The sequence below is a fragment of the Ningiella ruwaisensis genome (assembly GCF_004798935.1).
Taxonomy (GTDB): Bacteria; Pseudomonadota; Gammaproteobacteria; order Enterobacterales; family Alteromonadaceae; genus Glaciecola; species Glaciecola ruwaisensis.
This window is the reverse complement of sequence record NZ_RAHT01000012.1, coordinates 1-14,791: the sequence shown is the minus strand read 5'-3', so window position 1 is coordinate 14,791 and position 14,791 is coordinate 1. Positions and strand designations below refer to the sequence as shown.

Here is a 14,791-nt window from a genome sequence, read left to right as displayed (position 1 = left end):
ATAATGACAATAAGTGATCATTTAACCGAGGCGCAAAAATCCCGCCTGTTTATATTGAGTTGTATTGCTTTGACTGTAACTGCGATGACCTTTGGTATCCGCGCAGGTATTTTAGGCCAACTCGGTGTTGATTTTGGTTTGACGAATGAGCAATTGGGATACATTAATGCAATGGCATTTTGGGGCTTCCCCATCGCGACTATTTTTGGTGGATTCCTCTACAATGCAATAGGCGCTCGAATGCTAATTTGGCTAGCCTTTGTCTGTCACCTGGCAGGTCTTGGTCTGACGATAATGGCAGATAGCTTTTGGGGATTGATGATTTCATCTCTACTAGTTGGCTTTGCCAACGGCTCAGTAGAAGCTGGATGTAATCCGGTAATTTCGGAGATATACAAAAACAATAAGACCACGATGCTGAACAAGTTCCATGTGTGGTTCCCCGGCGGCATTGTGATTGGAGCACTAATCTCTTATGCAATGTCGAATGCTGGTATTGGTTGGCAATGGCAAATTGCGGTCATGCTTATTCCCACTCTGGTATATGGTCTGATGATGCTTGGTGCGGTTTTTCCAAAACATGCAGAAGACATTATTTCTACCTCAGTGAATTTTAAATCCATGTTCACACCGGTCTTTATCTTTTTACTAGTGTGCATGACTTTAACCGCCCAAACCGAGCTTGGAACGACCCAATGGGCAGATAAAATCCTTGCGGGAAGCGGCATTCATCCGATGGTTACACTTGCCACCATATTCGGCATCATGGCGATTGGTCGTTACTTCGCGGGTCCTTTAGTTCACAAGTTTAATCCAACAGGTGTGCTGTTATATTCTGCAGTTGTGTCGACCATTGGTCTATATATGTTATCTCAGTTTAGCGGTCCGATGGCCTTAGTCGCGACCATTATTTTCGCACTGGGAGTAACCTATTTCTGGCCAACAATGATTGGTTGTGTTGCTGAGTACTTGCCTAAAACGGGCGCGCTTGGTATGTCAATTGTTGGCGGTGCAGGGATGGCGTCAGTTGCTGTTTGGCAGCCCATTGTTGGCGGTTGGGTGGATGTTGCAGAAGCGGAAGCAACAGCCGCCGGTGCAACTGCCGAACAAATCGCTGGAATTGCTGGTCCAGTAGTACTCGAAAGTTTAGTGATATTCCCGCTTATACTGATTGTTGCGTTCGCAGGTTTCTTCTTTTATATGAGAAATCGCAAAACAGCATCATCAGAAGCAAGCGCTGCATAAACCCTTGCTGCCTTATTCGATTGACCGAATAAGGCAGTTTTTAGTTGTTTACAGGATTGAATATGAAAAACGATGTGAAAGAAACGGATTTAAATCGACGCGAGTTTTTACAAAAGTTTTCTCAAGCGGTTGGGTATACAGCTGCAGCTACTGTATTGGCAGGCTCTGGTTTATCGGTCGCCTTTGCATACACGCCAAAAAGTGATAGTGCATCGCGTCCTGGCTTGTTATTTACACAAGCGCAAATGCAAACCCTTCGCGATATATGTGACACCATTTTACCTGCAACAGATACTAAAAGTGGCGCTGAGGTAGATTGTCATGGTTTTGTAGACCATCAATTAGTGCAGTGTCATAGCGAAGCACAGCAGCAGATGTGTGTGAGTGCAGTTGAACTTGTGGAGCGAAATGCACAAAGTGCGCATTCAAAAGCCTTCACGGAACTCAGATCTGAGCAACAGACAAAAATATTGCGCGACATTGAAGCACTGCAAAGTGCAACAGGCGATGAAAAAGGCCAGTTTAAATTCTTAAAATCACTGATTGTGTTTGGCTATTTCACCTCAGAAGAGGGCGTGACAAAAGCCTTGAGCTTCCAACCGTATCCCGGTGGTTTTAAAGGCTCAATCCCAGTAAATGCTGATACTAAAGCTTGGGGTTCACTCAATTACTATTAATGAGCAGTCAAATTATGAATGAGAAGTTATATATCAACGAAACGCGCGAAGAGTTTGATGTTTTGGTTGTGGGTTCCGGGGTAACCGGAGGCTGGGCAGCAAAAGAATTCACTGAGCGTGGATATAAAGTGTTGATGATAGAGCGTGGACGAGTCGTTGAGCATCGCAAAGACTATCCAACGGAAGGTAAGCCGGTTTGGACTTTCCCGAATCGCACCAAAGTGAATAACCTGCTCACTGAACAGCAATATAAGGTGCAATCTACCAGCTATGCGTGGAATGACACAACCAAGCACTTTTTTGGCAACGATAGAGACTTGCCCTATAGCACCGAAGAAGGTACCGATTTTCATTGGATCCGTGGTAATCAGTTAGGGGGTAAATCGCTTACCTGGCATCGTCAGTCATATCGAATGAGTCCTTATGATTTTGAGGCGAATGCAAAAGATGGTCATGGAAACGACTGGCCAATTCGTTATAAAGACCTGGAAAAGTGGTATGCCTATGTTGAAAAATGGGTAGGGATCTCAGGCAACAAAGACAATTTACCACAGTTACCCGATAGTGAGTATTTACCTGCATTTGAAATGACTTCACCTGAAATTGCCGCAAAACGCCGAATGGCAGAGGCTTTTCCAGACAGACCAATGATTATTGGGCGCGCTGCGCATTTATCTAAGCCTTCTAAACTTCACATTGAGCAAGGCAGGATGATGTGTCAGGCAAGAGATGAATGCCAAAAAGGATGTTCTCTGGGCGCATATTTTTCTACGCAAAGTTCTACCTTACCGGCTGCAGTCAAAACGGGTAATTTGCATATTGCACCAAACAGTGTTGTGCATAGCCTGATATACGATGAAGCGAAAAATCGCGTTCGCGGCGTGAAAGTGATTGACGCTGAAAACCTAAGCACGCGCGAGTATTTTGGAAAAGTTGTGTTTTTGTGTGCATCAACGCTTGGTTCGACGCAGGTGCTTTTAAATAGTAAGACAAAATCCAAACCCAATGGAATCGCGAACAGCTCGGGCGTAACCGGCCACTATTTAATGGATCATTGTTATAACGCAAGAGCAAGCGGTCGTTTACCGGGTTGGGAAGATGAGTACTACTCAGGTAGACGTCCTACCGGTATTTATGTGCCCAACTTTCAGTACACCCCTGAAAAATACAAAAAACACTACGTACGTGGTTATGCATTAGGCGGGGATGCATCTCGCGGAAACTTCCAGGGTGGCGCGCATGCAGATGGTATTGGGGCAGATTATAAAACCTCTTTAACCAAGCCTAGCAGTTGGTATTTTGGATTTTATGCGCAAGGAGAAACGCTTCCGCGCTTTGATAATCAGGTCTCACTACATCCGAGTAAAACTGATAAATGGGGCATTCCGCAACTGCACTTTAATACCTCATGGTCAGATAATGAAAAGGCAATGATGGACGATTGTGCGATGGAGTGTGAAAAAATGCTGAAAGCCATTGGGTGTGAGAATGTTTCATCTGGGGTGAGTTATAACGAGAAGCCCTTGGGCTCCGCCATCCACGAGCTTGGCACCGCTCGCATGGGCAAAGATCCGAAAGAGTCGGTTTTAAATGGCTACAATCAGTCTCACGATATACCGAATTTGTTTGTGACTGATGGAGCAAGCTATTGTTCATCAGCAACGGTGAATCCTTCACTAACCTTTATGGCATTGACAGTTAGGGCAGTGGATTATTGCGCAAAAGAAATGAAAAATCGCAGAATTTAATCATCACAAGGATGAGTGACCTTATACAATAAATTAAACAAAAGCGGGTGGTTGAAAAATCCCCGCTTTTTTAATGAGAAAAGCAAGATGAAACATCGCCGACACCCCAGAGTCATTATTGTAATGCTTTGTTTGCTGAGCTTTAATGCTGATTTAGCCAATGCAAAAGCCAAGTCTCAAGCAAACCAGCAAGCAAATCAGCAAGCAAACACACAGCTCAATTCTCCCGATATCATCAATATCGGTGAGCCTGTTTATTCGCAGCACTCGAGTATTCCGAATTTTGCGCAAACCGGACCGGCCATCGTTGTCGATCAGTTTGGGTATTTACCTACGGCGCGAAAAATTGCGGTTTTACGAGAGCCGGTGGAAGGATTTGACGCAAAAGTCGACTATCAGTTTTCTTCTCAAGTACTTTTAAAAGATGCTAATTCGCATAACACCCTGATGCGTTTGCCAGTTCAAAAATGGAATGATGGAAAGGCGGATAACTCGTCAGGTGATTTGACATGGCATATCGACTTTTCGGCGCTTAGCGAGCCGGGCATTTACTACTTGACAGATGAGGAACACGGGCATCGGTCTTATGTGTTTGAAGTCGATGAAGCAGTTTACAAAACAATTTTAAAATCGGCCTTTCGCGTTTTTTACTATCAACGGGCAGGTTTTGCTAAAAAGCCTCCATTTGCAGACAAAAGATGGCAGGATGAAGCAAGTCACTTACAGGATAAAGAGGCTCGTTTGTACAGTGCGGCAGAAGACGAAAGCACAGAAAAAGACCTGTCGGGCGGTTGGTACGATGCGGGTGATTACAACAAATACACAAACTGGACAGCGGATTACATCATTGGCTTGTTGAGCGCTTATATAGAAAATCCTAAAGCCTGGACGGATGATTTCAATTTGCCTGAATCTGGCAACGGTGTGCCCGACATATTGGATGAAGTTGACTACGGCGTGAAATGGCTGGAGCGCATGCAAAATGACGATGGATCTGTTTTGTCCATTGTTAGTTTGGATGAAGCCAGTCCGCCATCAAAGGCAAACGGCCCAAGCGTATACGGACCTGCCAGTACATCAGCAAGTTTAACAACGGCAAATGCCTTTGCTTTTGCAAGTTTAGTATACCGGCAATTTGCCTCTGAAATAACAAGTAAAGATAATGGAAAACATGCCGCAAATACTGAAACGGGCAAATATTGGTCGGTTAGGGCGACCAAGTTGGAACAAAGCGCAATCAATGCTTGGAAATGGGCACTTGCGCATCCCAATGTGATATTCAAGAACAATGATGAAGCCACCGGCAGTAAAGGGGTTGGCGCAGGACAACAAGAAGTCAACGAGGAACGCCGCGCACGCAAAAAATTAGCCGCAGCCATTTATCTCTTTGCACTTACCGACGATGCCAAATATGCACGCATAGCTATAGACTTATTAGATAAAACGGAGCTAATTAAACACAAGGGGGTGAACACCTTTGGAGCAGACGAAGTGCGAGATTTATTATATTTTGCTCAGCTTGAAAAGACGCCGAGTGAAGTAAAACAGACCATACTTGATGCATTTACCGCAGGGATGAAACACGACTCACACAATTTACCTGCCGTTGAACAATTTACCGACCCGTACATGGCACCTCTTCGAAGTTACACATGGGGCTCATCGGCATTCAAAGCCAATCAAGGCAGTTTGTTTTACGAAATTGTCTTGCGCAATCTGCCTATTGAAACGCAAATGCCTGCTGAGCAAATGGCTTTGAACTATTTGCACTACATGCATGGTGTGAACCCATTAGGTAAGGTCTACCTTTCAAACATGTATGAGTTTGGCGCAGAAAACAGCGTTAATGAGTTTTATCATGCGTGGTTTAAAGATGGCTCGGACAAATGGGAGCATGCCTTATTATCTGCGGCTGGCCCGGCACCGGGATTTGTAGTGGGCGGGCCAAATCCTAGCTACCGCTGGGATAGTTGCTGCCCTAATAACTGCAGAAGCGAGCAAAATAATAAAATGTGCGGAACAAAGCTTTTAAGTCCTCCCGCCAATGCTTTTCCACAAAAAGCCTACATGGACTTTAATACCAGTTGGCCCATTAATTCGTGGGAAGTCACAGAGAACAGCAATAAGTATCAAACCAATTATTTGCGTTTGCTATCGAAGTTTGTGAATTAAAGAACCAATTTCAACAATAAAAAGCGCCTTTTCTTCAGAGTTAACAAACCCAGAAAGGCGCTTTACTTGAACACTCTATGGATTGTCATCGAAAACTATGCGCTGAATAAAACGCGTTTAAGGTATCCTTACCAGACAGTTTATTTAGCTCTGGGTGTTCCAATTTGATATGAAACACTCTTGCGGTTTGCTGTGGATGCACATCCGGAATGCTTGCATCTTGTAGCTGAACCGTAAGCATATTTCTCTTCTCATTTAGCGCAATATTCTGAATACCGTTGTCTGTCGCACCGAGCTCTTCAGAGCCGTATGCTGGAGCATCTCGATAGGTCCAGGAATTGACAGATAAACCAGATTGAATGTCCTCAAGGGAAATTGTGTCGGGTAGGGCTTTTGTTAGCTCCAGTGTAAATCCATCTTCCGTAATTGTGACGTTTTTAATATCGAGGGCGATGCTGGTTCCATCGTATGTAATACGCTGTAATGCTGCAGCATTGCCTCCCTTCGCTTGCCAGCCTCTTCCGGTTTGCCCTAAGAGCATACTGCTATCAGATAAAAATATCGGTCGCATTACGCCAGACGCCATACCTGACGCAAAGGGGATCATTGCGCCCTGCCATTGGCCGTTGACCTTTTCAACGACCGTGCGGCTTAAATTTGACTGGGTTTGATCGCCAATAAACATCTGCTTGGAATAAGGTCCAAATCCACCCTCTGTGCTGTCCCAAACAGGATTGCCGAGTGAATTGGCCACCTTACCATGCGCAACCACAATGGGCGCTTTTTCCTTTCTGTCGATTACTGCTTCCCATGTGACTTCTGGAGAATCAGGCGTCATACCAGCTTCATCAATCAGGCCAGCAGGATGCCCATAAAATTTGCCGTCATCCAAGATAAAGATTTTTGAGCTACCCACAAAATCCCCCTGGTTATCGGCATACCACACTTGCCCGTCTAAATCGGTGCCTAAGCCTGCAGGACTGCGTAAACCGTTGGCAAAATAAGTATGCGCTCCATCAGGCGAAACGCGAACGGCCCAGCCTTGATAACCGCCAAAACTGCCCATCACATTGCCGCCTGCATGGTAGGCAATTGCCTTGTTATTATTCGCAAGGTTAATGGTCATAACATAATTGCCCGCCTTATCGCGGGTTGGTCCATGAATGTAAGCATGATAATCACCGGCATTGGTGAAACTATCAAAAAGCGTATCGTAATAGTCGGCAATTCCATCACCGTTGACATCACGTATGCGCGTTAACTCTGCTTTATTGCCTACAACGGCCTGTGAACCGTCGGCACTTTCTGACAATACACCTAAACTGTCAAAAATACCTTCTGCCACCAATTTCCATTGATTGTTGCTGACTTTCCATACCCCGGCAGTGCGCGTTGAGACCAATATGTCGCCATTTTCAAGCGCATCTAAACCAATCGCTTCAAATAGATGCTCTCTGCCTGCATTGTCTTTTGGCGGCATCCAGTCTTCTATGGCGTATCCGGGCGGGAGATTGGCTTTGCCGTTTTGCTTAACGAAGGCTTGCGATTCGTAAGTGAATGCTTTATCGGGCGCTAACCAGGGGGTATCAATGGTGGTAATTTGTGCGCTTAGCTTGGCATTGATGTTTTTGCCCTCTTTCAAGACCCATTCGCCGTTTTCAAGCTGTCCCTGACTTACTTTGATGTTTTTCAAAATATCCGTATTTAATGCAAATCGTTGAGGTGTTTTAAACTCTCCCTCAATTCGCAAGTCAACGTCACCATTTGGCAAAATAGTAGGTGTAAGTGACACATTATTTCCACTGACTTCGTAAAAGAAAGTCACGGGAGATAGTGCATCGGTGGAATCTCTGAAGTAGCCTTTGAATCGCGCATCTTGCTCTTGATACCGCTCTTCAAAAGAGCGGGTTGAATATGCACTTTCTTTTATTCGCTCGTAGTCTTCAAACTTTGGTGACTTAAATGAAAAATCGACTAAGTTGCCGGCCGCATTATAAGGGCGAATAAGTCCGCCAAATTCGCCAAGATTATTTTCAATTGCTTGATATCCAATCGCAAAACCTTTACCACCTCTGCCGCTAAGCTCTCCAGATGTTTCTAAAAATCCACCTTGCCATATTTTTGCGACAGATAAATTGCGAGGGTCAAAACTATAGTGCAAGCCATTTGGGTGGCCAACATGGATTGCACGTCCGCTAACATCGGGTAAAGGACCGCGTTGAATGCGAATTCTATCCTGTACTAAAAACTGCATTGGGTCTTGCATGGGATCGTATTCTTCAGGCCCTTCAGCAGTTTCCAACTGCACTAATGGACCGCGCTGCCATAAATCATTTCGGCTGAGTAAGTAAGAATACATTGCACTGATGTCTTTATCCGGGATGACTTGTTCGGTGTAGCGTGGCATAATCGGCAAGTAGGGTTCACCTGCCTTATTTCCACCTTCGACAATGGCAAGTTCCGCCTCTGCGTTGCGAATACTGCGCAGCAAATAGCTTTTATCTGCTCTTACTTCGTAGCGATGTTTCTCTTGATTCAGTACTTCTCGCTTTCTGACTTCTCGCTGAAATAGGCCGTAGAGGTTTGGACCCGTTTTTACCGATACATCATTTGCTTTTACACTGTGGCATTCCGCGCAACCATAGTTTTTGAACGCATTTTTACCTACTTCAACAAAATTAATTAAGTCGCTTTCATTTGTTTCACCGCCAGAGTTATCGGGCAGGGTGATATTGGAAAAATCTGCACGCGCAACGCTTACATTTCTAATTGCGGTTTGACCTTCAATCGCATCAAACACTAAGGGACCGCTTTGTTCTTCCCAATGAAACGTTGCATTTTGGGATGGCGACTCTGCGATAACGTTTTTCTGCACTAATTCACCGTTTATGTATACAGACATAATTAGCGCGTTTTCAACCTTATTGTGCGCTTCATCATAGCGTGGCGTGCGTACTGAGGCTTCAAAACTGTGCCATTTATTCGGTTCAAGATTTAGCCGATTAAGCGGAATTGCGCCACCAAAGGAGCGATTGGGATTATCTTTATTCCACTCATCCCAAAATTGGCCTATTGCACCGGCCGATTGAAGACTTATTTCATTCGTTTCCTGACTTGGCGCAAGGCGCACCGGGTAGCGACCCATTAACAGAACGTCAGCTCGGCTATCAGGTAATAACATAAATTCGAGATTAACAATCTTATCGCCATAATAGTCTTTAGACATGATATGCGAGCTGGTGTCTTCAAAGTCTGTTGATACTGGCGCTGGCGTAAAGATATAGGTGCCCGACGCTCGCATTTCGTCCGTTTGCGCCAATAATTGCTTACCATCTGTTTTTACGTTGGAAGTAATAACCCAGTGTGGTGCGTCTTGAAAAAACTCGCCTGTAAAAACGGTTTGTGTTTCTGAATTTGACTGTTCAGCGTTTAGTTGGTCACTTTCATTTAACGAAGATTCTAGAGAAGAATCAAAAGACGAGCTGTGCCCGAAAAAAGGCAAAAATGATACAAGAGCAAAAGACGCAAACAAGGACTTTTTCCCGATAGAAGGAGCAAATGCAATTTTCATAAGGTTTCCTCAAATTTCCCGCACCCAAATATTTCTGAAGCTATTAGCACTTCCATGATCTTGCAATTTAATTGGCAAGCAGCCGTGAGGATAATACTTTGGCTCCCCAATCCACTCAGTCTGTCCTTTCAACTCAACGTTGTTATGCACCAACACACCGTTATGAAGCAAGGTCAGGTAAGCCGGTTTGATCAATTTTTCTCCTTCAAAGCGCGGAGCGGTATAGATAATGTCGTAGCTTTGCCATTCTTCAGCGGGGCGAGTGGCATTCACAAGGGGAATGTACTGCTTATACACAGATGCTGCCTGTCCGTTGGGATAGGTCTTATTATCATAGCTATCCAAAACTTGAATCTCATAGCGACTTTGTAAAAATACACCGCTGTTAGCTTTGTTTTGTCCCGTTTTTTCTTCTTCGCGGGTGGCGCGCCACTCAATATGCATCTGTACATCACAAAACGACTGTTTGGAATAAATATAATCTGTGCCTGGCACAACCGTCATTGCATAAGGCGTGCTTTCCCATTTGACATCATTGCCATCTTTATCTTCCCAGGCATCTAAACCATTCCCATCAAATAAAATGATAGCGTCGGAAGGCGCTTCGCCGGGTTTTGCCTCAACTTTTACCGGAACAGGCTCCCACACTTCGGTTTTTTTTGATTCTTCATACTGCGCTTGGGTAACATTTGCCAGCGCAACTGATTGACCTGTCACAAGACTAATCAAAACGATTAACGCGAAGCCAGGGGTGCATTGAAAGCACTTTGTAAAGATTAACGTTTTATTCATGCTTGGGTCCTTGGTTTACCTGTTTATATTTGCCCGTTTTTAATAACTAACTTAATTTAAGCGCCCTTAATTTAAAGGGCGCATTTACCAGTTCAGCAACATGCGAATAGATTCTGTTAAATCTTGCGCCATCTTTTCATGTTCAATAGCGTTTGGATGAGGGTCGCATTCATCGCCCGGGTAGTGATTCGCTGGTATGTAACTAAGATTCTTTACCTGAGAGCGCTCAGAAATAGCGCGCATGTATTCTTGCACCACGGTTTTATTTGGTCTTTCAGGATTGCCGTCGTTAAGCATGGCGCCTTCAGTAATCAGAATGTGTGCATTTGGATGAACCGCGTGTATACGCGCTAAAAAAGACACATAGGTGTCGACAAACCAGGTTTTCTCGGGAATGCCGGGATTAAAATCATTTGTTCCCAGACTGACTATCACGACATCGGGCGCATATTGGTCATGGTCCCACGGCGCATTCATTTCTTTAAAAGGTAGCGCTTTTTCAAAAAATGCCGGTGCCTGAATGTCATCCGGGTTTTCGTTCCAGCTTCGCACGATCCCACGTCCACCAAAACAAACCAAATGTACATTAGCATCTAGCTTTTGGCCTAGCTTAAAACCGTAACTATTGCGAGCATCATGTCCAACTGTGTCAGTATTACACTGTTTTCCTCGCGACACAGCCGCGCCGCAGCTTACAGAATCCCCTATCACGAGTATATTTCGTGCAGGCAATTTAGGGGCGCTGAGTAAATCACCCTCGGTAATATCTATATTATGAACGTGATTGATGCTTTGCCAGCTTTCGGTGCGATTAATTAACTGCACCAGCACGCGTTGGTTTGTAGCATTTGGCTTAAAAAAGATAGGGTGCGGTTTTACTTGAGTCGTAAGCTCGATTGTATGGCTGAATTCACTGTCAATCAGCACGTCTATTCTGCCTTTACCTGAATTACTGTGAGCGACTAAGGAGGCGGCTTTACCTGTGGCAAAAAAGCTGAGCGTTACCCCCGGGTAGCTCATTTGAAGAATGCTTTGCTCGCCATCTTTTGTGACAGAATATCGACCAACAACATTGATATTCTGATTATCAACAACGGGATGTATGTTGTTTAATTTCGCACCTAGGTCAGCTGTCTCATCAGCCATAGCGACAGCTATCACAACACTTGCGAAAAGCAGGCTAAGCAATATTTGCGAGACAAGCAAAAGCGTGGCATTAAAACCTTTTGCAAAACAACTCATGGTGTCTCCAACTTCACACGTTAAATAATTGTTACAATTAGACCTAATAATTGATGCCGATGGTTAATATGTATTCGGTTTAAGATGCTAAATATTCGGCGTTTGTTGTGATTTATGCTTTGTTAATGATAAATAAGCGCTAATATGCAATAAATTACAAGATACTAACTGTCTGAAATTTATCGATATAATTTGGCGTGCAATAATGGGCTACAAACGACGCGCCGAAAACCTACTAGCGAAAACCGAAATACTCTTAACTATCTTGTGCTGCGTATCGCTACAATGAATTTGTTAAAAAAATGTTTAAGCGATAGTTTAGGTAATATAAGCATCGCGTAATGAGAGCCAGGAGCCCAGATGAAATTTACAAAGCGATTCAAACACACAATAGCAGCTTGTTTAGTCACTGCTGTAACTGCAGGAGCGGCGGCAACTGCCTATGCTCATGAAATGGGCTTGCAAGTTTATAGCTTGCGAAACCAGTTTAAGGAAAATGGCGTTGCTGACACCTTTAAAACGATCCAGTCATGGGAGTTGGAGGCGCTTGAAGCAGCCGGTGATTTATATGGTCTGTCAATCTATGACTATAAAAATGAGCTAAATAAACACAATCTTCGCGTTGTCAGCGTCGACACAAATTATGAAGAAGTGCGAGATAATCCTATGGCGGTAGCCTACAAAGCGGCATTTTTTGGTGCTAAGTACGCGACCTTTTACTGGATACCTCATGAAGGAGATTTTGGATACGACCATGCCAAGGCGGCTGTCGATGTGATGAATCGCTCAGGAAAAATACTGGCGCAAAATGGCGTGACCTTACAATATCATCCTCATGGTTATGAATTTCACGAGCACAATGGCGAGCCTCTGCTGGATTACATGCTAAAAAACGTCACCGAAGCTGAATTTCAGATGGATGTCTTCTGGATAAAAAATGGCGGTGCTGATCCAGTAGAATATTTACAGAAATATCCAGGTCGATTTAAAACCTTACACTTAAAAGACCGTCTTCCAGGTACAGAGAATAATTTGGATGGTAAGCAGGACGTTGAAACAAATGTTGTGCTAGGTGAAGGTGATGTCGGCATTGCAGCTGTGGTTGAAGAGGCGAAAAAGCAAGGTATTCAATATTTCTTTATTGAAGATGAATCATCTCGAGTGGAGCGACAGGTGCCAAAGAGCATTGAATATCTGAAATCACTAGGCGTGCATTAAGTGACCGAAAGCCAGTGGAACATCCACTGGCTTTTACTTTTATTGTATTAATCATTTAAAAATTGTATTTAAGAAGCGGGCGTTTGTTTGGACTGTTGACGTTTCAGTAAGATGATCTGTATAAGAGCCCAAATGAGCAGGATCACTAAACCGCCAGATTCGTTGGTTTGCTGAATCATTTGATTACCTGAATCATCCCAGTATTTGCTTGGGTTAATCCAGTCCAGATGCAAGTTACCTTGGTCGTCTTGCATACGAAACAATAGGCTCCCGGCGGTAAAGCCAAACCAGATATAAACGGGGACGATGGAGAGTTTGTTAAACAATGCAGCTAGATTAAATAGTGCGCCTATGAGGTATAAAACAATCCATATCCATGCGTCATGATTTCCGTATTGCGTTGCATCGTTAAACTGTAAGAAAGCAAAAACAAAAAACAGCAAGGTGCCTAAAACATAGAATACAGCGGCTGGTTTCATTCAAGAGCCTTATTAGTCATTGTAAAAAATTTAAAGTAGGTTAACCGCAGCGAAAGCGGCTTGCAAATAAAACAAGAAGAAGGAAGAAGTATGAGCACACACAACGAAAATACCGGTTTTATTGTGCTGGTGACAATTGTCGCAACCATTGGCGGATTTCTGTTTGGCTTTGATAGCGGCGTAATCAATGGCACGGTCGATGGATTACAGCAAGCCTTTAACGCTGACAGCATCGGAACCGGCTTCAACGTCGCAAGTATGCTGTTAGGTTGCGCTGTTGGCGCATTTGTCGCTGGGCGTTTAGCAGACCTTTACGGAAGGCGAACCTTGCTCATTTGCGCGGCATTGTTCTTCCTCATCAGTGCTTGGGGTTCCGGCATTGCAACAAGTTCGGGCGAGTTTGTTTTTTATCGCGTTTTAGGTGGATTAGCCGTGGGCGCAGCATCTGTGATGGCGCCTGCCTATATTAGTGAAATTGCCCCTGCACGCTATCGAGGTATGTTGACCACCATTCAGCAAGTTGCGATTATATTTGGCTTGTTTAGTGCTTTTTTAAGCAACTTCTTTTTAGCGGATATTGCTGGCACTTCAACCACTAAATTTTGGATGGACTATGAAGCGTGGCGCTGGATGTTCTGGGTCGAAATGCTTCCGGCTGCACTATTTTTTGTACTGTTGTTTTTTATTCCCGAAAGTCCTCGGTATTTGGTGCTTGGCGGTAAGCTTGAACAAGCAAAAAAAGTCCTTACGCGTTTATACGGTGATGAATCAGGTAATGCAAAGCTTGCTGAAATTGAAGCAACCGTGGCGACCGCACGAGCGCCGAAATTTTCTGATCTTGTAGATAAAACGACCAATAAAATTCGCCCCCTGGTATGGGTAGGTATAGGCCTTGCCACCTTTCAGCAGTTAGTGGGTATTAATGTGGTGTTTTATTATGGAGCTGTTTTATGGCAAGCGGTTGGCTTTTCAGAAAGTGATGCACTACTCACTAACGTTATTACAGGTGGCGTGAGTATCCTTGCCTGTATCATTACCATATCGCTGATTGAGAAAATTGGCCGAAAACCACTATTGTTGATTGGTTCAATTGGCATGTCGGTCTCCCTTGGTGTAATGGTGTATGTATTTGCAACAGCTGCTACGGCGGCAAGTGGAAATTTAGACTTGGGTGAAGCGGGTATTGTAGCGCTTGTTTCAGCCAATGCTTTTGTGTTTTTCTTCAATCTATCGTGGGGCCCTGTGATGTGGGTTATGCTTGGTGAAATGTATCCCAACCAGATACGGGGATCTGGCCTTGCCATAGCGGGTTTTGCGCAGTGGACGAGCAATTTCCTGGTCACCATGATGTTCCCGATCATGCTAACGGGTATAGGGCTGGCGGGTGCATACAGCTTCTACTTTGTGGGTGCAGTGATATCGATCGTGTTCGTAATGAAGTTTGTGCACGAAACCAAAGGTATTGAGTTAGAAGATATGAAAGGCTAAGTACGCTTTCAATAAATTGTAGTTGTAATAGTAAAACGGTCACTTTTTAGAGTGACCGTTTTTGTTTGCTAAACGAAGCCTTCAAATTTGGTAATGTAGCGAATTTGTTTATTCTTTAATAGAAGGAAAGATCAACCAAATAGACGCGCTAAGCAGGCT

10 protein-coding genes are annotated in these 14,791 nt (G+C 44.2%); 6 read left to right on the top strand and 4 right to left on the bottom strand.

Annotation, left to right across the window (positions count from 1 at the left end):
* Nucleotides 1–3: 3 nt before the first annotated feature.
* From D6V41_RS17375 to D6V41_RS17360, 4 genes are all read left to right on the top strand, one after another.
* Entirely contained in the window at nt 4–1,245 is a 1,242-nt protein-coding gene (locus D6V41_RS17375; RefSeq protein ID WP_136252826.1) for an MFS transporter, read from the top strand.
* A gap of 62 nt (nt 1,246–1,307) precedes the next feature.
* Nucleotides 1,308–1,922, top strand: coding sequence for a gluconate 2-dehydrogenase subunit 3 family protein (locus D6V41_RS17370; RefSeq protein ID WP_136252825.1), 615 nt, complete (start codon nt 1,308–1,310; stop codon nt 1,920–1,922).
* A gap of 14 nt (nt 1,923–1,936) precedes the next feature.
* Nucleotides 1,937–3,670, top strand: a complete 1,734-nt coding sequence (locus D6V41_RS17365) for a GMC oxidoreductase (protein WP_136252824.1) — start codon at nt 1,937–1,939, stop codon at nt 3,668–3,670.
* Nucleotides 3,671–3,757: 87 nt separating this feature from the next.
* Nucleotides 3,758–5,842, top strand: coding sequence for a glycoside hydrolase family 9 protein (locus D6V41_RS17360; RefSeq protein WP_136252823.1), 2,085 nt, complete (start codon nt 3,758–3,760; stop codon nt 5,840–5,842).
* 85 nt (nt 5,843–5,927) lie between these two features.
* Here the strand turns inward: D6V41_RS17360 and D6V41_RS17355 are convergent, their stop codons facing one another.
* The 3 genes from D6V41_RS17355 to D6V41_RS17345 form a co-directional block, all read right to left on the bottom strand.
* Nucleotides 5,928–9,413, bottom strand: a complete 3,486-nt coding sequence (locus D6V41_RS17355) for a 3-keto-alpha-glucoside-1,2-lyase-like domain-containing protein (protein WP_136252822.1) — start codon at nt 9,411–9,413, stop codon at nt 5,928–5,930.
* Between the two features lie 9 nt (nt 9,414–9,422).
* Nucleotides 9,423–10,205: a 3-keto-disaccharide hydrolase gene (locus tag D6V41_RS17350; protein WP_136252821.1), complete on the bottom strand. Its 783-nt coding sequence runs from the start codon at nt 10,203–10,205 to the stop codon at nt 9,423–9,425.
* 84 nt (nt 10,206–10,289) lie between these two features.
* Nucleotides 10,290–11,447, bottom strand: coding sequence for an SGNH/GDSL hydrolase family protein (locus D6V41_RS17345; RefSeq protein WP_136252820.1), 1,158 nt, complete (start codon nt 11,445–11,447; stop codon nt 10,290–10,292).
* Nucleotides 11,448–11,807: 360 nt separating this feature from the next.
* Between D6V41_RS17345 and D6V41_RS17340 the strand changes: the two genes are divergently transcribed.
* Entirely contained in the window at nt 11,808–12,665 is an 858-nt protein-coding gene (locus tag D6V41_RS17340; protein ID WP_136252819.1) for a sugar phosphate isomerase/epimerase family protein, read from the top strand.
* A gap of 68 nt (nt 12,666–12,733) precedes the next feature.
* Here D6V41_RS17340 and D6V41_RS17335 read toward each other — a convergent pair whose 3' ends face one another.
* Nucleotides 12,734–13,144, bottom strand: a complete 411-nt coding sequence (locus tag D6V41_RS17335; protein ID WP_136252818.1) for a transmembrane 220 family protein — start codon at nt 13,142–13,144, stop codon at nt 12,734–12,736.
* 90 nt (nt 13,145–13,234) lie between these two features.
* On the opposite strand from D6V41_RS17335, the gene D6V41_RS17330 reads away from it, so the two are divergent.
* Nucleotides 13,235–14,632, top strand: coding sequence for a sugar porter family MFS transporter (locus D6V41_RS17330; RefSeq protein WP_136252817.1), 1,398 nt, complete (start codon nt 13,235–13,237; stop codon nt 14,630–14,632).
* Nucleotides 14,633–14,791 lie beyond the last annotated feature (159 nt).